At 68.3% G+C, this 20761-nt stretch carries 13 protein-coding genes and 1 pseudogene; 11 read left to right on the top strand and 3 right to left on the bottom strand.

The window, feature by feature from the left end; translation table 11 throughout:
- Nucleotides 1–8 precede the first annotated feature (8 nt).
- Nucleotides 9–2060 carry a GxGYxYP domain-containing protein gene (locus ACWGKJ_RS17960; protein ID WP_385020074.1) on the top strand — a complete coding sequence of 684 codons (2052 nt, stop codon included), beginning with the start codon at nt 9–11 and terminating at the stop codon, nt 2058–2060.
- A 167-nt stretch (nt 2061–2227) separates the two neighbouring features.
- Here ACWGKJ_RS17960 and ACWGKJ_RS17955 read toward each other — a convergent pair whose 3' ends face one another.
- Nucleotides 2228–3334 carry a trypsin-like serine peptidase gene (locus ACWGKJ_RS17955; RefSeq protein ID WP_385020071.1) on the bottom strand — a complete coding sequence of 369 codons (1107 nt, stop codon included), beginning with the start codon at nt 3332–3334 and terminating at the stop codon, nt 2228–2230.
- Between the two features lie 723 nt (nt 3335–4057).
- Between ACWGKJ_RS17955 and ACWGKJ_RS17950 the strand changes: the two genes are divergently transcribed.
- Nucleotides 4058–5308, top strand: coding sequence for an oxidoreductase (locus ACWGKJ_RS17950; protein ID WP_385020068.1), 1251 nt, complete (start codon nt 4058–4060; stop codon nt 5306–5308).
- Nucleotides 5309–5325: 17 nt separating this feature from the next.
- Here ACWGKJ_RS17950 and ACWGKJ_RS17945 read toward each other — a convergent pair whose 3' ends face one another.
- Nucleotides 5326–7332 carry a glycosyltransferase family 2 protein gene (locus tag ACWGKJ_RS17945; RefSeq protein ID WP_385020065.1) on the bottom strand — a complete coding sequence of 669 codons (2007 nt, stop codon included), beginning with the start codon at nt 7330–7332 and terminating at the stop codon, nt 5326–5328.
- Between the two features lie 824 nt (nt 7333–8156).
- Between ACWGKJ_RS17945 and ACWGKJ_RS17940 the strand changes: the two genes are divergently transcribed.
- From ACWGKJ_RS17940 to ACWGKJ_RS17930, 3 genes are all read left to right on the top strand, one after another.
- Nucleotides 8157–8510, top strand: coding sequence for a hypothetical protein (locus tag ACWGKJ_RS17940; protein ID WP_385020062.1), 354 nt, complete (start codon nt 8157–8159; stop codon nt 8508–8510).
- A 287-nt stretch (nt 8511–8797) separates the two neighbouring features.
- Nucleotides 8798–9502 carry an ABC transporter ATP-binding protein gene (locus tag ACWGKJ_RS17935; RefSeq protein WP_385020059.1) on the top strand — a complete coding sequence of 235 codons (705 nt, stop codon included), beginning with the start codon at nt 8798–8800 and terminating at the stop codon, nt 9500–9502.
- Between the two features lie 16 nt (nt 9503–9518).
- The gene (locus tag ACWGKJ_RS17930) at nt 9519–11426 is read left to right on the top strand and encodes an FtsX-like permease family protein (protein WP_385020056.1); all 1908 of its coding nucleotides are present in this window, start codon (nt 9519–9521) and stop codon (nt 11424–11426) included.
- Between the two features lie 95 nt (nt 11427–11521).
- On the opposite strand, the gene ACWGKJ_RS17925 is transcribed toward ACWGKJ_RS17930, so the two are convergent.
- A complete protein-coding gene (locus ACWGKJ_RS17925) occupies nt 11522–12169 on the bottom strand; it encodes an NUDIX hydrolase (RefSeq protein WP_453315762.1) in 648 nt (215 codons plus the stop codon).
- A gap of 1092 nt (nt 12170–13261) precedes the next feature.
- Between ACWGKJ_RS17925 and ACWGKJ_RS17920 the strand changes: the two genes are divergently transcribed.
- From ACWGKJ_RS17920 to ACWGKJ_RS17895, 6 genes and pseudogenes are all read left to right on the top strand, one after another.
- The gene (locus ACWGKJ_RS17920) at nt 13262–14401 is read left to right on the top strand and encodes an NUDIX hydrolase (protein WP_385020050.1); all 1140 of its coding nucleotides are present in this window, start codon (nt 13262–13264) and stop codon (nt 14399–14401) included.
- A 56-nt stretch (nt 14402–14457) separates the two neighbouring features.
- Nucleotides 14458–15930, top strand: a complete 1473-nt coding sequence (locus tag ACWGKJ_RS17915) for an NUDIX domain-containing protein (RefSeq protein WP_385020047.1) — start codon at nt 14458–14460, stop codon at nt 15928–15930.
- Nucleotides 15931–16000: 70 nt separating this feature from the next.
- The gene (locus ACWGKJ_RS17910) at nt 16001–17164 is read left to right on the top strand and encodes a M15 family metallopeptidase (protein WP_385020044.1); all 1164 of its coding nucleotides are present in this window, start codon (nt 16001–16003) and stop codon (nt 17162–17164) included.
- 26 nt (nt 17165–17190) lie between these two features.
- Nucleotides 17191–18363: a bifunctional class I SAM-dependent methyltransferase/NUDIX hydrolase gene (locus tag ACWGKJ_RS17905; protein ID WP_385020041.1), complete on the top strand. Its 1173-nt coding sequence runs from the start codon at nt 17191–17193 to the stop codon at nt 18361–18363.
- Nucleotides 18364–18533: 170 nt separating this feature from the next.
- A protein-coding gene (locus tag ACWGKJ_RS17900; protein WP_385020038.1) for an IS3 family transposase occupies nt 18534–19738 on the top strand; the annotation gives its coding sequence in 2 pieces (ribosomal slippage) (nt 18534–18825 and nt 18825–19738; 1206 coding nt in all).
- A pseudogene (locus tag ACWGKJ_RS17895) lies at nt 19735–20741 on the top strand (IS481 family transposase). The gene ACWGKJ_RS17900 and the pseudogene ACWGKJ_RS17895 overlap by 4 nt, the downstream one beginning before the upstream one ends.
- Nucleotides 20742–20761: the final 20 nt, after the last annotated feature.

The following is a 20761-nucleotide window of genomic DNA, read 5'->3' as shown; positions in this document are numbered from 1 at the left end:
GAACGTCGATGGTGACACGAAGAAACCTCCTGCAGACTGGTGGCGCGGCCCTGGCCGCCGGGGCCCTCGGGATCTCCCTGCCGGGCCGGGCCACGGCATCGGCCCCGGCATCCCCGTCCACGTCGGCACTGGCACCGGCCACCGAGCGCGCCACGGCGGCCCGTCTGCTGCCGTCCTTCGGCCGTCCGGTCCGACTCGACGTCGCCGACGTCGGCGCACTGGACGGTCATGACCAGCTCCTGCTGACCACCCTCCAGGGGGCGGTGAACCGCGCCGGACCGCGGCTGTACTTCAACTTCGACGACGGCGCGGCGGACCGCCGATGGCTGTCGAGCACCGGCGCATCCGTCAGTCATCACGACAACGCCCTTGATCTGGTGGGCCGTTACCGCGACCGGGTACACGGGGCGATCCTGATCGACCCCGATGTGCCGGACACCGTCAACGTCGCCACTACGCTCGCGGGCCTCAGGAACGGGGTGGCCGCAACCGCCGAGCAGGCACGCACCCACGGTCTGAGGACCCTGCTGGACCTGCGTGGCCGCTTCGCCCCCGATGACATCGAGGGCGTCTACCGCTGGCAGCTCGACAGGCTGTTCCCGCACTGCAGCCACGGTCTCCTGGCCGGCCTGCCGCCGACCAGGACAGTGAACGTGAGCGGCGTGGACTGGCGGGAGGTGACACGGGAGCCCCGACGGATCGTGGACACCTCCAACCGCGCGGTGCGCACCCTCGACCTGAGTGCCGAACTGAGCGGTGACAACGATGTCTATGTGCGCTTCCAGGACTCCTTCGGCGACGACGGCTGGGGCGCGTCCGTCGGATCCGTCAAGGTCATGGCGGACGGCAAGGAGATCGCCTCCTTCACTCCCGGCACGGATGCCGAGAAGCCGTATCTGTTCGACGGCCTCAACTCCTCCCTCGGCGACAAGTCGAACCGCTTCGCCGACGGCGGCGGCTACTTCGTCTACCGCTTCAAGGCCCCTGCGGGCAGCCGAACGCTCTCGGCCGACGTCGATCTGTGGAACCAGTACCTGGTGACCGCCACCGCCACCGCCCCCACCCGCGTCGAACCCTTCCCGTACTTCCGGGACTATGTTGTGGCGAGCCGGGCCATGGTGCTGTGGCTGCCGCCGTCCGGCGACACCGGCAAGCTGCTCGACGAGACACTCGGGCGCTTCGGGCCCACGACCCCGTACACCGGCTGGTTCCCCAACGACGTGTCCGGCGAGTGGGGCGGCGTGGACCGCGCCTCGCAGCACGGCGTGGAGGTCGTCGCCGCAGACTTCTACATGAACGGCACCGTGCACGCCGGTGTCCCCGCGAGGATCTCCGACCGGGTTCCGAAGCGGCCCAGGAGCAGGCTGCGCAACCGTGTCTATGTCACGTTCACGGTCGGCGAGGGCGACAACATCCAGTACTGCCAGCGCCGTATGCGTGACATCTGGGACGACCCCGCGCGCGGGTCCGTACCCGTCAACTGGACCGTGAGTCCGCTGCTCGCCGACATCGGACCGGCCCAACTCGCCTACTACCAGCGCACGGCCACCTCCAACGACCTGCTCATCTGCGGGCCCTCGGGCGCGGGATACACCTACCCGGAGTCGTGGCCGCAGGACGCGCTGGACGCGTACACCGAACTGACCGGGCGTTACATGCGCCGCACGGGCCTCGATCTCGCCTACGCCTACAACCCGCGCAACGCCGACAACGACGGCTGGCTCCCCTTCGGCGAGCGGGTCATGGCGTCCTACCGGAGGAACACCCCACTGCGCGGTGTCATCCAGTCCTGGGAGACCGGCGACCTGCAGGCCCGGCCGGCCGGCATCCCAGTCGTCGGCAACTTCTACCCCCAGGGCAAGGGCGCGGACTTCCGCGATGCGCTGCTCCAGCACATCGACGGCCGGAACACGGACCGCCCCCTGTTCATCGCCGCCGCGATCAACGCCTGGAGCTGGACCCCGAGCGACATCGCCGACCTGGCGAAGCTGCTGGAGGCCCCGTTCGAGATCGTGCGCGGTGATGCGTTCTTCGACCTGCTCAACCGCGGTTACGCGTAGGGGTCACGCCAGCCACGGGCGCCTGCCGCAGCACACGTGCTGCGGCTTCCGCCTCTCCGCACGGCCCTTTCCCGCACGGCCCGGATCAACCGATGCCCGTCCCCCGCCGGGACCGCCCAGGGTGCGGATCCCGGCGGGGAAGCCGGACCGTGCTTCAGCGGAGGGCCCTAACGGGACTGCGCCCAGTCGTAGAGGCGGTGGGCGCTGTCACCGAAGCGCGTGGCGTAGAGCGTGGGGGCCGGTCCGCCCGCGAGTTCCTCGCTGGTGGTGGTGATGCCCACGACGGTGCCGGTGCCGGTACGGGTGTCGAAGTGGGCCAGGTGGGGTCCACCGCTCGATCCGGCCGACATGTCGCAGGTCTCGCCCCACAGCAGGGGAACCTTGGGGCCGGGGTGGCTCGGGCCCGCGCAGTGGATCATGCGGGATCCGAGGTACTTGTCCTTGGGGTCGTTGAGTCCGTTGCTCGGGTATCCGAAGGCGTGGATGAACTCGTCCCCGGCGGGCCGGCCGAAGCCGATGCGCTGGCTTCCGGTGACGCCCGCGATCGGCTGTCCCCCGGCAGCCGGGTTCGCCACGAGGAGTCCCGCGTCGTAACCGGCGGCAGCGATGTCCGACGACTGCGTGGTGTCCGGGTCGCCGTTCCAGCGGGAAGAGGTGGCCATGGTCCTGATGCTGAAGCCGCCGAGCGGTTTCGTTCCGTTGCGGTAGCCGGGCACGAAGTAGAAGTTGTGGTTCCAGGTGTCGTCGGCTGAGGGCGAGCCGACGCCTCTCAGGCAGTGTGCTGCCGTGACAACGGTGCTGCGGTTGGCGCTCGTGACGACCGTCGCAGTGCAACTGCCGTCGTAACCGTCGGAGAAGGTGAAGAACAGACGGCCGACGTTCTTCTCCACAGCCCCGGCGTGCGTCCACACGGACCCGGAGTCCGGTGTGTTCGCGGGAAGCGGCCGCGGGTCGTCCGGCGTGTTGTCGTCCTTGGGTACGGGGGTGATCTCGGGGATCACCGCGCTCGCCAGCTTCAGACGCTCAGGGCTCCAGTAGGCGCCTATCCGGTTGCGCTCCTGTGTGGTCGTGGCACCGGCGTGGGTGCTGGTGGTGTCCGGTCCTGCCGCACCACCGCCGCTGGACGAGGGGTTGTGCGGTGCGGCGTTGGCGGCCGCGGCCGGCGTGACCAGTGCGACGACGGCCGCCGACACGGTGACGGTGGCCCCGATCGCGCGGCGGAGGGTCCTGCGGGTGCTGACCTGCTGACCGTGTGGGCGATGAGATGTACGCATGCGCCGGACAGTAGCCACGCGATGTCAGGAACCGGTCAGAGAAGTGTGCAGGCGGGATGGCATGACGGTTGGACAGGTCCTGCCGGTCGGCGGGATGGTGCAACAGGTCTGGGAAGATCACCTTCCGTGCATACAACCGACCGGAAGCACGAGGCGGATTCAGTCTGCCCTGGCCCGTCGCGCCACGTGGTCCTCACTCGTGTTGCGCATGGCCCACGCAGCCCGGGGCTTCTCAACGCCCTTAGCCCTCAACCGACTTGAGCCCTCTGCCTTGGGCCCTCCACCAAGACCCCTCTGCCTTGAACCCCCTCTCCTGCCCCACCTGCCTTGAGCCAACGTTGCCGAGCTTGTACGGGAGCACCGGCACTGCGATGATCACCGATCATGCGACTGGAAGAACTGGACACGATCGAACGCCAGTTGTGGCACTCCTACGCTCAGGGCCACCCTGCAGATCTCCGTCCCGACTCCCCTCAGTCCCCCCGGCCCTCCATCCGTGCCGCGTTCCTGACAGCTTTGCTCCTCGGGGCCGGCCCCGAGTCCGGACCGGGCGAGCGCCCGGCGCTGCGGCTGAGCGGCGCATCCGTCACCGGCACACTGGACCTCCGCTTCGCGGATGTCCCCGCACCAGTCGTTTTTGCGGACTGCCACTTCGCCGAAGCTCCCCTCATACAGGGAGCCGAGTTCCGGGAACTCACCCTCACAGGCTGTGCGTTGCCCGGAATGATCGCCGACACAGCCCGGGTCCACGGCCGGCTCGTGCTGTCCCGCTGCCGGCTGTCCGGCCCTCTCGTTCTCACCCGGGCCGAGATCCACAGCGACCTCGACCTGACGCATACGGTGATCACCGCTCCGGGCAGCGAGGCGGTATCCGCCGTACGTCTGACCACGGGTGGGGATCTGCTGGGCACTCACCTGACCGTGCACGGAGCCGTACGGCTGTCAGGTGCCTCCATATCCGGTGAGTTCGACCTACAGGGCGCGCAGTTGAGCAATCCCGGCCACACCGCCCTCGACGCCTACCACGTCCGGATCTCCGAGGACTTCACCTTCCACCCCGGCTTCAGCGCAGAGGGGCGCATCATCATCTCGGGCGCCAACGTGGCCGCGGCCATCGGATTCTGCGGAGCCCGCCTGCACAACCCCGGTGACATCGCCCTCGAAGCCGTCGACGTCACCGTCCACCGTAACTTCGACCTCGGTGCGGGCCTCCGAGTGAACGGCGGCATCAAGCTCGACGGCAGTCAGGTCGGCTCCCTCCTCAGCTTCCACGACGCCGCCGTGACCCATCCCCGCGGCACCGCTGTGTCGCTGCGCCTGGTACAGGCACGCGAGACCGATCTTCGCACCCGGACACCGGTCGACGGCCTGGTCGACGCGGGCAACGCCCGGCTCGGTGTTCTGTACGACGCGCCCACCACCTGGCCCGCCCGGCTGCGGCTGACGGACACGGCATACGACGCTCTCGCCGCTCCCCTCGCCGCGACCGAACGTCTCGCCTGGATCCAGCGCGACGCCGGGGGCTACCTCCCGCAGCCCTACGAGCAGCTCGCAGCCGCCTACCGGAGCCTGGGACACGAAGACGAAGCCCGTACCGTCCTGCTCGCCAAACAGCGCCACCGCCGCTCCGTCCTCCCCCGGCACGCACGCGCGTGGGGATACGTCCAGGACGCCACTGTCGGCTACGGATACCGGCCCGCTCGTGCCGCCCTGTGGATCATCACTCTCCTCGCCGTGGGCGCGTGCTTCTTCGCGGCACATCGGCCCGTCCCACTCGAAGCGGCCAAAGCTCCGCCGTTCAGCCCGGTGTTCTACGCGCTCGACCTCCTGCTCCCCATCATCGGCTTCGGGCAGAAGGCCGCTTTCGCACCCCACGGTGGCGGGCAGTGGCTCGCCTACGCCCTGACCACCGCCGGGTGGATCCTGGCCACCACCGTGACCGCCGGAGTGTCCAGGGCCCTCAGCCGCCAGTGACATCACGCCCGGCCTCTTCAGGGCTTGATGCGGCGCCCGACTGCCTTGACAAGGTCGGTTTTCGCGACGCGCAGGGCGAACTGTTCTTCGCTGCCCGATTCCGGTTTGGCGTACCAGGGCAGCCCGCGGTGGCGCCACTTGGCCGGGGCGAGGTTCTTCGGGGGCACCCGCAGCGGGGCTGTCCACTCGCCCCGGTCCCCGAGGCGGAGTTCGCCTCTCCACACCCCGGCAGCCAGCTCTCGTACATTCACACGAGCGGTGAAGCCGTTGGTGTCCGGGGTGCGCACGGCGGGGAAGACGGCCGTCGCGCCGTTGTCACTGGTGAGGGCCACGGTCAACGGCACTGCCGGGTACTCCGCGAGTGTGCTGGTCCCGCTGAGGACCAGCTCCGTCGGGTCGTCCGCCGACCAGCCCGTCGTGGCGATGCCCAGGCGCGTGGCGATGCGGTGCTTCCGCTCGCCGAGGTCGACGGTGAAGTTGCCGTACGGATGGGTGGTGTAGAGCGTGACGGCACGCGGACCGTCACCCGCGCCGTGCACGAGGTGCGTGGCGGGCCGGCCCGAGACGTCGTCGGTGCGCTTGCTGCCGATGCGGACCGAGCGCGTGATGCCCTGGACGCCGAGCGTGAGGGAGATGTCCCACAGCCCGTCGGCGAGCGGCAGGCCGTCAGCGGCGTCGGCGAGGTCGATCCGCGCCTCGAACCCGGCCTTCTCGTACGTGTACCAGCCCTTGTCCTCGTCGGCGCCGAGTTCCGGCGTCGCGGTGCGCCCGACGGGGAGCCGGTACTCCGTCCCGCTGTCCCGCTCGCGCAGCAGCAGCTCGGTGGTGACGTTCGGCGTCTCGACGCGGTGCAGGTAGCCGTGCCCGGCCAAATGCAGCGTGGTACCGCGGATTTCGGCCCGGGTGACAAGGTGGCGCACGGCCAGCCGGTCCGTGACGTCGTAGCAGGAGTCGGGGACGGGAGAGGCGGGGGTGCGGAAGAAGGGGTAGAGGGCGTAGGCGTGGCCGTCCTCAAGGTGGAGCGGCGTGGACACCTGCTTGCCGGCCAGTTCCTTTTCGAACCGGAACAGCTCGATCACCTCGTCGAGCATCCGGTGCCGGATGAGGTACAGCCGCAGTCGTGCCATCGCGGAGAGCTGGTCGTTCATCCCCTCGTGCCACAACGGCTCGATGACATCCGCGAGTTGGGCGAGAGTCTTCTCCTGCTCGTCGCGCGGTTCGCGCATCAGGTGGCTGAGGAGGTTCTGCACCTCGATGGTCAGATGCCGGTGCGCCAGGTGGTCCCGGCCGGGGCCGGCGGGCACATGTTCGTGCAGCAGCTGCGTCATGTGCGGGAAGAACCGCAGCCGGGGCTCCGAACCCCTGGTGCGCACCGTGATGTTGCCGCCGTCGTCGCGCAGGGTGTAGTAGAGGCAGTCGTAGTCGGTGAGGACGGAGACCCCCGACGCGTAGATGTAGGCCAGGGCCGTGAACGGCTGGTCCTCACCGATGGTCAGACCGGTCGGGAACCGCAAATGGTGCCGTTCCACCAGCTCGCGGCGGAACAGCTTCAGCGGGTTGAGAGTCCAGTACACGCGAGAGTTGAAGACATCGGTCTTCGGCTGGGTGGTCTTGAACATCGACTTCGGCAACTGCCGCCCACCGACGGCCACCAGCTTGCCCAGTACGACATCGGTGCCGTTCTCGTCGGCCATGGCCGACATACGCTCCAGCGCTTCCGTCCCCAGGTAGTCGTCGGCGTCGAGGAAGAACACGAACTTCCCCCGGGCCTGATCGAGCCCGACGTTGCGCGGCGCCGACGGCCCGCCCGAGTTCTCCTGGTGGAAGACCTTCAGGAGCCCCGGATACACACCGGCGAGGCGTTCCAGCTCCTCACCCGTGCCGTCGGTCGATCCGTCGTTGACGACGATGAGCTCTAACTCGTCCTGACCAATGCTCTGTTCGGCCACGGATGTGATCGCGCGCGTCACATAAGGCATCGCGTTGTATGCGGCGACGATCACCGAAACGGTAGGAATTGCCATCTTCATGCTCTCCAAAACGCGGGGTGTGCCCCGCTTTTGTTGACTCTTGTGTCCAGGGCGCCGGGGCGCGGGCTCCCTCGCGGTCGCCGACCGCGACCTGCGCAAGAGGAGCTGAGTGACGAACGGGATGCGCGCAGCGCGGATGTCAGAGCGACGGCCAAAGCGAGGCCATCAGAGGCACCGAGCTGAAGAAGGGTGAGGGCCGCCGCATCCTTCTCCGGGTGCGACCGGACAGCGCATCAGATCACCGCCACGGCGGTCGCAGTCGCAGCCCCAACCGCAGACGGACCCTCGGACCGAGGGAGGTACCTACTGCTTCCAGCTATCGCCAAGACCGCTCACCTGGCATGGGAAGCGCCTCGCGACGTCGCAGGGGAGCAGGATACCGGCGGCGCTCCAGCAGTCGCAGCCAAAGAGGAGGAGGCCCCGAAACCGAAGAACTTGTGCGCGCGAGAAAACACGAACGCAACCCTTTCAGAAATGGCGCCTGCGGGCACCCACATGTCTCCACACATGTAATGAACACGTGAAGATCAATCAGGAAGCTACCGCCGGTTCAACGGTTCGTCAACGTGAGCAAGACCACAGAAACTGCCACGCAAACCACCCTGCGCGTCACGAACTTGCCACGCGAGAGGTCTTTTGACGCGGGCCGACAGCCCCACAACCCCTCGGCTGAAAAATGTGAAGCACAAGTAAAGGTGCGGTGCTACGGTCAGAGTGCCGATACCCGAAAGAACGGCCGGAACGGCCTGAAGAACCACTTGCCGACAGAGGTCAGAGCGTCCCCGATGAGGAGGTCACCGCCCCTCATCGGTCGAGCCATGGCCGTACTCGACGCCACCGCCGCAGAGGCGAGACGGCGCACCAAGCCGTGCGGCCAGAAGATCCGCTCGGGTGTCTCGCCGCTCATCGGCCCGCGCCCGGTGAGCGAGTTGCCCGCGCCTCTGGGTCCGGTACTGCGCGAGGCGAACAGCGGGACCTGCGTCACGGTCTGCGGGCCGGCAACTGGACATCATCCTGACCAACTGGGCGCCGCGGGGCCTGCCGCCGGGATCGTCGAGGTCACTCAGGGCTCCAACTCCTATGCCGGAGTACCGGGGTTCAACGCGAAATACGGTTTCGACACATCAAGCGGCTGGGGTGCGGACGTGTTCCCCGGTTCGTCCGCACCCTGACCCTCGCCGTGACATGACGTGAACCAGCCGCCGGACGGCATCTCTCATCCTCTCGGCATGACCGGGCGGACGCGGCTGTGTTAGGACGAGCGGTGTCGCGTACCCGGTGGCCACCGGCCTCCGGACAGCAAACGCTGGACCGAAAGCTGCATCGAAAGAGAGAGCACGTGAACGAGCACGCGGGAGCTGGAGCCGGTCCTCATTTAGATAAATCCGCGCACAACCGGCCATGGGGCGGTGGCGAGGCGCCCCCTGTAGGGCGTCCCTGGGCCGTACGCCTCAGCGCGGTGCGCAAGGTGCACGGCAGTGGGCGTTCCGCCGTGATGGCGCTCGACGGGATCACCACGGAGTTGCCGTACGGAACGTTCACCGCTGTGATGGGCCCCTCCGGTTCGGGCAAGAGCACATTCCTGCACTGCGCGTCCGGTCTGGAGCGCCCGGACCAGGGCACCGTCGAAATCGGCGGCCGTGAGCTGGGCCCCTTGGGCGAGCGCCAGCTGACGGTGCTGAGGCGGGAGCGGGTCGGCTTCGTATTCCAAGGATTCAACCTTCTCCCCGCGCTGACGGCCGAGCAGAACATCACCCTTCCCGTGCGGTTGGCGGGCCGCCGCACTCAGCTCGACCGCCCCTGGTTGGAGCGACTGCTCGAATACACCGGGCTCACCGATCGCCGCGGGCACCGGCCGGGAGAACTCTCCGGCGGTCAACAGCAGCGGGTGGCGATTGCCCGAGCACTCATCACCCGCCCTGAGGTGGTCTTCGCCGACGAGCCCACCGGAGCCCTGGACACCACATCGGCCCGCAAGGTCCTCGAACTGCTGCGAAGTCTCGTGGACGACATCGGACAGACGGTCCTGATGGTCACTCACGACCCGGTGGCAGCGTCATACGCGGACGCCGTCCTGGTCCTGGCCGACGGACGCATCACCGAGGTGCTGCAGGGCGCTTCGGCCGGCGCCATCGCCGAGCGCATGACGCGACTGGGGGCATGAGGGAATGCTCCTTCTCTTGGCATGGTGGACCATCCGCACCCGGAAGGTCTCCTTCGCCGGTTCCTTCATGGCCATGCTCTGCGCCCAGGTGCTGATCACGGCCTGCGGAGTACTGCTGGACGCCGGGGGCAGGGCAACTCCCGCTCAGGGCGGGGCGGATGTGGTGTCCTTCGTCGTGCCCTTCGGCTTTATCTGTTTGTTCGTCATGGCCTTCGCGGTGGGGGGCGCGTTCTCCCTCTCCGTCCAGCAGCGGATACGGGAGGTAGCCCTGCTGCGAGCAGTCGCCGCCACACCCGGCCAGGTCCGCAGACTCATCGCGTACGAGGCGCTGGTCGTCACCCTCGCCGCCGCCGTCCCCGGCTGCGGGCTCGGTGTGCTGCTCGCCGGTGGCCTGCGCGCCTGGCTGGTGGCCCAGAACATGATCCCGGCATCCTTCCCACTCGACTTCGGCCCACTGAGCATCCTCACCGCCGTGCTGATCTGCTGGGCAACCGCTGAAGCCGCAGTGTGGAGCAGTGGCAGAAGGGCCTCCCGGGTGCGCGCCGTACAGGCGCTGGGGGAGGCTTCCCTGCCGCGCCGCCGGGCGGGTGTGGTGCGTACCGGCTGTGGTCTCGCGGTCCTGGCCGGAGGTGTCTGGGGACTCGCGGTGATCGGGAGTTCCGGGGGTTCCGATGCGGCGAACAGTGCGGTGGCGATGGTCATGGTGCTGATGGTTGCCGTGGGGCTGCTAGCCCCCTGGACCGGGAAGCTGGCGGGCGCCGGACTCGGCCTCCTGTGCCAGGCCCTGTTCCCGGTCGTCGGCCTGCTGGTGAAGACCAACCTCACCACGGGCTACCGTCGGCTGGGCGCCGCGGCCACTCCGCTCGCCCTGACCGTCGCCTTCGCCGCCGTAGCTCTGCTCGTACCGCAGATGAAGTGGCACGAGCAGCAGCAACAGGACGGACAGCGCATGATGGCCGAGCAGATCGTCCAGAGCACCGGCAACGGGCTGCCGCCCAGCGCCACGGAAACTCTACTCAGGAGTAAGGGGGTTGGCGTTGCGCTCGGCACCATGGGCACCTATGTGACAGTCGCCGACGACGACGCGTCGCATCCGGGCCCCGGCGGCATCGCACAGGCCGTCACCGGAGGCCCGCTGAACGACGTCCTCGATTTGGGTGTCGTACAGGGCACCATCAACCAACTGGGCCCGCGAGATGTCGCGCTGAGCAAGGACCTGGCACAGCGGGCCCACGTGCGGGCCGGTGACGAAGTACGGCTCGCCATGGAGGACGACCAGATGGAGAAGGTCAGGGTCGTGGCCGTCTACAGCCGCTCCCGTGGCTTCGGCGAAGCCGTGATCCCCCAGCGACTGACCGCGGGACATCTGGGCGGCGGTCAGCTGGTCCAGGATGCGGTGTACTTACGTGCCAAGCCCGGCCAGGTGCGGCAACTCGCCCAAAGTCTGGCAGAGTTGCACCACGACAAGCCGTCCTGGCACGTACTCGACCGCGCCGCCTACCGGGCCGAGGCGCTACGCCAACAGGATGCCTCCATGACCGCCACCTATCTGCTCCTGGTGGTGGTGACCGTCTTCACTTCGATCTCGGTCGTGAACACCCTGGTGATGACGACGATGGAACGCTCGGGCGAGTTCGCCCTCCTCCGCCTCGTCGGTGCCACCCGCAAACAGGTCGCCCGCATGATGCGTCTCGAGAACGCAGTGGTCGTCCTGGCCGCGCTTCTGGTCGGAGCGCTGGTCGCGGGAGCTGTTCTCTCCGTGTTCAGCCACGCGCTGACCGGATCGGCCCGACCGCAGGTCACAGGCTTCACGCTCGCGCTCATCCTGGGCGGCGCCGGCGTCCTCGCGCTGGCTACCGGTGTCTCCACCACCCGGATCGCCCTCCGCCAGCGCCCCACCACCGCGCTGCGCGGGGCCGAATAGGGAGCCCGGCGGCACAGACCAAGAGAAAGCACACCCGTCGGCCCAAGCGGATTCCATTGCTCGGGCCGACGGATTTCCAGGGCAATGAGCACACGTCATGGATTTCGCACGGGAGGACCTCCTCCCGTGCGAAATCCATATGCGCAACCGCGCGGAACACGCTGTTCGATACCGACTTCCTGCCCGGAGATATCTCTGTCGGCACTACAGCCCGGGAGAGCATGCTGAGGGGCGGGTCGCAGCGTGCTGTCCAGCTGCCCGCCCTCACTGGCTACGGACACCTTCGCCTCCCGGTGATCGTCCACAGTGGGGGCGAGCTGCGCGTACCAAGTCGCGATGGACTGCTTGTATCCATCCGGCATCGTGAGCCCCGGTACCTCGGCCTCGGTGAAGAGGCCGACCTGTTTGTGCTCGTGACTCACGAGCGGTTCCCGTTCCGGCGTCAGCACCGTGCATGCGTACGTCACGATCAGTACACGCCGGCCCGGGATGGGTTCGTACACCCAGGTGTCCAGCAGCCGATCGGCCTTCACCGTCCAGCCGGTCTCTTCCCGAACTTCTCGGGCCAGGGCTTCCTCGCAGCCCAGGTCGGGCTCCTGCCCCGTTGGGGCGTTTGCGATCTCCAGGCGCCCGCCGGGCAACTCCCATTCCTGCCGTTCATTCTTCAGCAGCAGCACACGCCCGTATCCGTCGATGACGACGCCCTTGACCGAAACCGGCCAGAGCGGCGGAGAGTACGACATCCCGCTCCTCGAAGTGCAGGGGCTCAGGCATCCGGAACGTAGCAGGTGCCTGCCAACAGGGTTGCCGGTCAGGCGTATTGGCGCAGTCGACAATCCGTCGCTTTACCCGAATGTCCTGGCTACCAAGAGTGGACGCACCACCCCGCCCCGAAGGAGTTGCGCGATGCTCCGAACCTCGGTCCAGCAGGCATTCGCTCGTCACCTTGTTGACATCACGTCCCCCGACGCGTCGGACAACATCGCACGCCGACTTGGGGAAGAGGGACTTGTCACGGTGGCCGGCCTGACGTCGCGCACCGCGGTGTTGCCCTTCGCCTCGCGGATCATGACTGTGGCACGCCGAAGTCACACTCGGGTGCCTCCTGTCACCCGGTGACAGCACCGGACCCGAATCACCCGCAGCTGATCGCACCGCACAGACAGCACCGCCACCCTGAACCCTCCGCAAACCCTCCGTATGAAATACCCAGACCCACATGAGTGATCGAACGCAGCATCACCGCACGGCTTCCTCGGCCATACCAGGGACCCCTCGACCATTCGAAATAAGGTTCTAGATTTCGCCCCCGTGTACCCGTGACGGCGAAGGGAAAGGCCCAGTTACCCGATCACCTGTCCGCATCGCGTCCCGGGGAGCACCCATGCATCGCTTGTACGGCCCCTGTGCCCGTTCACCCTGCGTTCGAAAACACCGCCTTCCCTCCGGACACCTCCGCTCGCCCCGCCGGCGGCCACAACGGCTTCCTCAGGTCCGGGGCACGACCGGATACGAGGTACCTGGCATGACCGAACCCGCCAGCACCCCCGCGCCACTGGCCCAGTGGGTGCAATCCGTTCTGGGGCCGACCCAGGTCGTAGGCGACGCCTCCCACGGGCGGACCAACTCACATGTGTGTGAGGCAACCAGCCGGACGGCCGCCACTTCGTGAAGGTGGCGGCCAAGCCAGTCCTCTTACACCCGCGAGACCGGGCCTCCCGTGAGGCCATCCCCCGCCTCGGCCGCGCCAACGTGCCCGTAATGAGGGGCAGTGCAGCTGAACTGCTCCCTCTCACCCTCACTGCGTGGACGCGCCCCACCGAAAGGCAGAGCCCGTGACCTCTCCCGTCTCCCGCTCGAATCACATTCCGCCGCAAGCTGCCACAACGGACGAGCAGTACGCCGCCTCCCGCCACGCCGTATGGCTCAGTGCCGCAGCGATCATCACTGACCAGATCGGCCGTGTCCTGCTGGTGCACCCGACCTACCGCGAGGACGACCGGTGGCTGCTGCCCGGCGGCGCCGCCGAACCGGGAGAGCACCCGGTGGACGCCTGCCGACGCGAGATCGACGAAGAACTGGGCCTACGGGAAATGGACTTCCCGCGTGTGCTCGCCGTCCACTCCCTCTCGCCGCACCACCCCGACATCAAACCAGGCATGCCCTGCCCCGGAGAGATCCGCTACATCTTCGACGGCGGCACCCTCACCCCCGATCAAATCCGGGAGCTACGTCTGCCCAGCGACGAACTGTCCGAGTACGCCTTCCTTGAGACCCGGGAGGCGGCGCACCGCATGCTCACCGTGGACGGACAGATCATGCTCGCCGCCTACCGCGCTCGCCTCGGCGGCACCGACACCGCACACCTCGCCGACGGCCGGCACGTCCTCGACGTTCCGGCACTGGACCGTCATAACGTCCACGTCCGCTACCGCCCCATGTGGGACAGCCCTCTGAACCGGACCCCCGTGCCCGACCAACTCCCTGTGCAACAAGCCTGGGCGTGGTGCTTCGTCCCGGACGGCAGGGTCGTCCTCGTCGCCGACCCCGAGCCCCGGGGTGCGCTGCCCATGCTGCCCGGCGGCACCGTCGAGAAGGCCGACGCCACTCCCGAGGACACCCTCCGCCGGGAAGCCGCCGAGGAAGCCCAACTGACCCTGACCGAACCAGTGCGACTGGGCTGGATTCTGGACGAAACCGGTGAGGTCTACGGCGGCGTGGGGCCCAACGCCCGGCTCCGACTGGCCGCCCGGGTCACCACCATCGGACCGGCGGCCGTCGACCCCGCCACCGGCCGCACCTTCGCCCGCCTGCTCGCCACCCCCGCCCAGGCAGCCGCCCTGCTGGGCTGGGGCCCGCCCGGAGCACGGCAAGCACTGCTGGCCACAGAGACGGCACGCAACCGGTGGGGCCTGCCCGCCGCTCATGCCGCCGCCATCGAGGAGATCCCCGCGGAGGGGATGCGGATGAGCTGACCCGGACGCTCACCCCGCCTCAACTCGTTCCACTCCACGCCCCTCTGAGGTAGCCCATGCCGCTGTCGCACGACCACATTCGCACCGCCGTCGACACCTATCTCGCCCGCAAGCCTCATGAGCGCGAGCAGCTCGCCGGCCTCCTGGACGCCCTGGACCGGACCGGCGACGACATCGCCAGCCGCGCCGCCTTCACCGGACACGTCACCTGCGGCGCGATCGTCGTCGATCCGCTCGGCCGCGTCCTGCACGTGCTGCACGTGGCGAGCGGGAAGGTCCTCGCCCCCGGAGGGCACATCGGGCCCTCTGACGAGTCCCTGGCAGCAGCGGCGCTGCGGGAGCTGCACGAGGAGACCGGGATCCCGCCCCAGGCCCTCACGCCGTGGCCCGGTTACGAGGCGGTTCCGTTCGACATCGGCATCCACCACGTCGACGCCCAGCAAGGCAAAGGCGGACCCGGCCACCAGCACTTCGACCTCCGGTTCCTCTTCCGTCTGCGCACCGCGGGCGAACCGCCGGTGCTGCAGGAAGAAGTGGTCGGCAGCATCGAGTGGCGGCCCATGGACGAGGTGGCCTCTCCGTCCCTGCGCGAGAAGCTGCTCAAGCTCCCGCTCCAGGCCGAACCGGAGAAGGCCAATGCCTCCGCCCTGGTCTACAACGACCGCGGCGAGTACCTGCTCCACCTGCGCGACTACTTCCCCGGCCGGATCTGGGAACCGGGCATGTGGTCCCTCCTGGGTGGCGGCCGAGAACCCCAGGACGCCACACTGGAACACACCGCGCGGCGCGAACTGACCGAGGAAGCCGGCCTCGACATCGCCGACCTGACCCCGTTCGGCACCGAATACGCCACCGACGACGCCGGCACGACCGTGCCCATCGCGATCTACGTCGGCCGCTGGAACGGTGACCCCCGCGAACTCCGTCTGACCGAAGGGGTCATGCTCGCCTGTTTCGCCCCCGGCGACCTCCACCGACTCCGTATCGCGGACACCACCAGCGACCTCGTACGGCGCCATGCCGCCGGCCTCCCGACGACGCAGAGCGGACCCGAGCCCGAGGAGGAACGTCTGGCTTCGCCGCGCGGCACGGTCCCCAACATCATCGGCGTCCACCTCTACCTGCAACGGCCCGACGGAACGGTGCTGCTCGGACTGCGCCACCCCAACTCCGCGTTCGCGCCCTCCACCTGGCACGTCCTGGCCGGCCACTGCGAGCAGGAGAACGCCATCGCCTGCCTGATCAGGGAGGCCCAGGAGGAGGCCGGCCTGCACATCGAGCGCCATGACGTCGAACTCGTCCACGTCGTCCACCACATCGGCAAGCCCAAGAACCCACCCCGCATGGGTCTATTCTTCCGCGCCCGCATCTGGAGCGGCGAGCCGGAACTGCGCGAGCCGGACAAGTGCACCGAGTGGCGATTCTGGGACCCCGCCGCCCTTCCAGACGAACTCGTCCCCTATACCCGACTGGCTATCACGAAGATCCAGAACGGCGAGCTGTACAGCGAGACGGGCTGGCCCGCATGACCCCCACACCGACCGAAGCACCCTGTCGCGCATCCGCCGCGACGGCGGCCGGCCGGACACCCGCCTCGTAGTGATCCGCGGCAACTCGGCGTCCGGCACGTCGAGCGTGGCCCAGGGCCTACGCGACCACTACGGCCGCGGTGTCGCGATCGTGGGCCAGGACGTGATCCGGCGAAACGTGCTGCGCGAACACGACACCGCGCGCGGCGCCAACATCGCTCTGCTGGGCAGGATCGCACGCGAAGCACTGAACGCCGGCTTCCATGTGGTGCTCGAAGGGATCCTGTACGCCGACCGCTACAGCCACATGATCACGTCTCTGGTACGGGACCACCGCGGGGTCTCCAGCTGCTACTACCTGGACGTGCCGCTGGAAACGACGTTAGCCCGGCACGCGTCGAAGGCGGATGCCGCGTACCTGGAGCAAGTCACCGACAGCCACCTCGCCTCCTGGTACCGAGAGCTGGATCTGCTGCCGGACGGTCTGGAGACCGTGCTCCCGGCCGACAGCACGCTGCAGGACACCATCGCGCGAATCGTGCGCGAAACCGACCTGGCCTCCGCCTCGCCCGTCCCTCCGCCGCAGTGCAAACCGACACAGGGAGAGCCGATGAACAGCCTGGTGCTGATGTCCGATCCGCGGGTCGCCGCGATCCCGGTACGCGAGTGCGGGGAGCCGCTCGTCGACGTGCGTGACCGCAGCTTCCGCGTCGATCCCCGCAAGCAAGATCCGCTGGGCGCGTTCGCCCACGCCCGCTCGCTCCTGCCCGCCGGCACCGACCTGCTGTTCATCGAGGGCTACCGGCCGCTGGCCCTCCAGCGGCGCTACTTCACCGAATACCGGGACGAGCTGACCGCCGCTCACTCCGGCTGGACAGCTGAGCAGCTGTACCGGGCCGCCAGCCAGTACGTGTCGCCGCCGGCGATCGCGCCCCACTCCGCGGGCGCGGCCGTGGACGTAACCCTCGTCGACCAGGACGGCCACGAACTCGACCTCGGCACCCGTGTCAATGCCTCCCCCGAGGACAGCGACGGCGCCTGCTTCACTCACGCCCCGAATCTCAGCGATCGCGCGCGCCACTACCGCACGCTGCTGCTCCACGCCATGGAGAGCGCAGGTTTTACCAACTATGGAACCGAGTTCTGGCACTTCTCGGCAGCGGACCGGTACGACGCGCTGATGCGGCAGGAGCCGCACGCGCGGTACGGGCCGATCGAACTCACGCACATCTGACCCCACCCCCTACCCAGGAGGCAACCGTGCCCGCCGAGGACACCAACACCCGTGCCTGGCAGATCTACGGCCAGAGACAACTGGCCCGCGCCTACAGCCCGCCCGTCCCCAAGGGCATCGCATGGACGCCCTGGGAAGGAGTCGGACCGGGAGCAGAAGTCCTCGGGGACGTCACCAGCAGACGCGTACTGGACATCGGATCCGGAGCCGGCCACCACGCTGTCCATCTCGCCCAGACTCACGGAGCCCACGTCACCGGCATCGAGCTGTCCCCGACCCAGCATGAACGCGCCGTCTCGGCCCACACGGACGTGGAGGGCGTGGAGTTCGTCCTGGGAGACGTGAGCGACTACCTGGCTGTAGCCGACCCGTTCGACGCCGCGTACGCAATCGGGACGCTCGGGTTCGTAGACCCTCAACGCTCACTGCCCGCACTGCGTGGCGGACTACGTCCTGGCGCCCCTCTGATCCTCTCGCTCCTCCACACCGACCTTCATGGCCGCGGCCCGTCCACGGAGGTGGCGCCGCGCGAGCAGGAGATCCTGCTGCGCGACGATCCGCCTCTGCCCACGCAGATGTGGATCCTGGCACCGCAGCTGTGGGAAGACCTGCTCACCGGGCACGGCTTCCGCGTCGAGGCAATCGACCTGCTGCCGCACCCCGACGAGAGCATCACAGTCATCCAGCAGCTCATCCGCGCCCGGCGCCTGCCCGACCGGTCGGCGCGAGTCTCCAGCCGCCCCCGCAGCACCAGAGCCCCGGCAGCACACGCAGCCGTCGGCGTCGGCGCAATCCTGCTGAGCGAACAGGGCATTCTGCTGGGCCGGCACCACCGCGGCACCATCGAACTCCCTGGCGGCAGCGTAGAGGCAGGCGAATCCTTCAAGGACGCGGTGATCCGAGAACTCGACGAGGAAACCGGCCTGGTCGCTCGGCCCGGCGACGTCAGGCTCCTGGGCACGCTTGTCGACCACGTCGAAGGTGTCCTGCGGGTCACCGTCGGCGCGCTCGTCCACGCCTGGCAAGGGCAGCCCGCTACACAAGCCGACGAGAGCGTTGGCGACTGGGCCTGGCACCCGCTCGATCAGCTCCCCGACGGACTGTTCGTCTGCAGCGCCCAGATCCTCACTGCCTGGCGGCCCGGCCTGGCCATCGATCACCCGCCGGCGCACTTCACTGCCTTTGCCTCAGCCAGATAGGCGGCGCATTGGCATGACAACCGACGCCAAGGACCGGGTCCGGCATCGGACGCTGCCCTGACCACTTCATCACCGCGGGCAAGTCCACCCATGCCGTGGATGGGGGGCCTTGACCCCTGGTGTTGAACACACGAGACACTGGATCCTGCGGATCTGAGTACGGACATCTCGTGGTCATGAAGAACTACCCGCCGGAGTTCAAGGCGGACGCAGTCGCCCTGTACGAGTCGCGGCCCGAAGCAACGATCAGGTCGGTCACCGCCGATCTGGGGATCAACCCAGAGACCCTGCGGAACTGGGTGAGGGCGGCCGGACTAAGCCGTCCGCGGGGACGCACGACGCAGGAACCGGCCCAGCCGCCGGCGCCGCTGGAGCCGGAGAACGCGGCCTTGCGGAAGAAGGTCCGTGAGCTGGAGGAGGAACGCGAAATCCTGCGCAAAGCGGCGAAGTATTTCGCCGGGGAGACGCGCTGGTGAACCGCTTCCAGTGTGTCGCCGACCTCCAGCGCCGTTACGGCGTGAAGCGGCTCTGCAGCATCCTCGGCGTCAGCCGCTCGAGCTTCTATTACTGGCGCCGGACAGCCGCGGACCGGGCCGCCCGGGAGGCGGCCGACGCAAGGCTGGCCGCCCGGATACGGGCGGTGCACCAGGAATGGGACGGCACCTACGGAGCCCCAAGAATCACCGCCGAGCTCCGCGAGACGAGTGAGGAGGCGGTCAATCACAAACGCGTCGCAAGGATCATGCGAGCAACCGGGATCGAAGGAGTCCGGTTGCGCCGCCGGCACCGCACCACCGTCCCCGACCCAGCAGCGGCCAAGGCCCCGGACCTGATCGGCCGCGACTTCACCGCCCAGGCCCCGAACGCGAAGTACGTCGGCGACATCACCTACCTGCCCATCGACGGCGGGAAGTGCTGCTACCCGGCGACCGTCATCGACCTCGCATCGCGACGTCTGGCCGGCTGGGCGATCGCCGCCCGCATGCGCGCGGATCTCGTCACCGACGCCCTGGCCGCAGCCGTCCGCACCCGAGGAAGCCTCGCTGGATCGATCATGCACACCGACCACGGAGCCCAGTACACGAGCAAGGCATTCGCCGAAGCCTGCAGGTCAGCAGGTGTGCGGCGAAGCATGAGCACAGTCGGTTCCAGCGCGGACAACGCACTCGCCGAGTCATTCGATGCGACCTTCAAACGCGAGACACTCCAGGGCCGGAAAGGGTGGCCCGACGAGCGCGAGGCCGGACTCGACGCCTTCCGATGGCTCCACCGTTACAAGACCCGACGCCGACATTCCCGCCTCGGACAACGATCACCAACCGCCTTCGAGAACGCCCTCCACCTCACACCAACTACGCTGAAACCAGCCGCATAACCCGTCTTCAGGATTCGGAGTCAAGGCCCTCCTGGCCCGGGTGGCCGGTCGCACACGTGGCGGCCGAGATGGGCATATCCAGGCCCACCGCCCACAAGTGGGTCCGCCGGTGGCGGGCCGAGGGCGAGGCCGGACTGTGGGACCGCTCCAGCAGGCCCGAACGACCCCGCACCGCACGCCGGCCGCGATCGAGGCGCAGGTCTGCCGCCTGCGAACCGACCGCAAGCTCGGCCCGGCACGGATCGGCCCCGTCCTGGGTCTGCCGGCCTCCACGGTCCACCGGCTCCTGGCCCGCCACGGCCTGAACCGGCTCGCCTTCCTGGACCGGCCCACCGGCCAGGTCATCCGCCACTACGAACGCTCCCGCCCAGGCGAGCTGGTCCATGTCGACATCAAGAAGCTCGGCAACATCCCCGACGGCGGCGGCCACCGCGTCATGGACCGCCGATCGGCGATGGACAACAAGATCGGCACCACGGCCGAGCGCAAGAGCAGCAAACCGGTGATCGGCTACGCCTTCATCCACTCCGCCGTGGACGACCACTCCCGCCTGGCCTACAGCGAAGTTCTCACCGACGAACGCCAGCACACCGCGACCGGCTTCTGGCAGAGGGCGAACGCGTTCTTCACCGCCCACTGCATCACCGTCGAGCGCGTACTGACCGACAACGGCTCCTGCTACAAGTCGAAACTGTTCACCCAGACCCTGGCCACGGCCAGCATCACCCACAAGAGGATCCGCCCCTACCGGCCACAGACCAACGGCAAGGTCGAACGCTTCAACCGCACCCTCCTCGACGAGTGGGCCTACCTACGGCTCTACACCACCAACACCGAACGCACCACAGCCCTGGCAGACTTCCTCCACACCTACAACCACCACCGCAGCCACACCGCACTCGGAGGCAAACCCCCCATCAGCCGCGTCAACAACGCTGCGGGCCAATACAACCAGGCCGCTGCGCGACTCGGCAGAGTCTGCCCGATCACTACCGGCGGCTGAACGCCGACGCCCTCGACCGG

The organism is Streptomyces sp. NPDC054757 (assembly GCF_053612185.1).
This window is presented reverse-complemented; position numbering and strand designations above follow the sequence as displayed.

What these genes read in the sequence shown, in the direction of transcription:
- ACWGKJ_RS17960 (WP_385020074.1), top strand. Translation starts at nt 9, where the DNA reads ATGGTGACACGAAGAAACCTCCTGCAGACTGGTGGCGCGGCCCTGGCC.
- ACWGKJ_RS17955 (WP_385020071.1), bottom strand. Translation starts at nt 3,334, where the DNA reads ATGCGTACATCTCATCGCCCACACGGTCAGCAGGTCAGCACCCGCAGG.
- ACWGKJ_RS17950 (WP_385020068.1), top strand. Translation starts at nt 4,058, where the DNA reads ATGATCGCCGACACAGCCCGGGTCCACGGCCGGCTCGTGCTGTCCCGC.
- ACWGKJ_RS17945 (WP_385020065.1), bottom strand. Translation starts at nt 7,332, where the DNA reads ATGGCAATTCCTACCGTTTCGGTGATCGTCGCCGCATACAACGCGATG.
- ACWGKJ_RS17940 (WP_385020062.1), top strand. Translation starts at nt 8,157, where the DNA reads ATGGCCGTACTCGACGCCACCGCCGCAGAGGCGAGACGGCGCACCAAG.
- ACWGKJ_RS17925 (WP_453315762.1), bottom strand. Translation starts at nt 12,169, where the DNA reads ATGTCGTACTCTCCGCCGCTCTGGCCGGTTTCGGTCAAGGGCGTCGTC.
- ACWGKJ_RS17915 (WP_385020047.1), top strand. Translation starts at nt 14,458, where the DNA reads ATGCCGCTGTCGCACGACCACATTCGCACCGCCGTCGACACCTATCTC.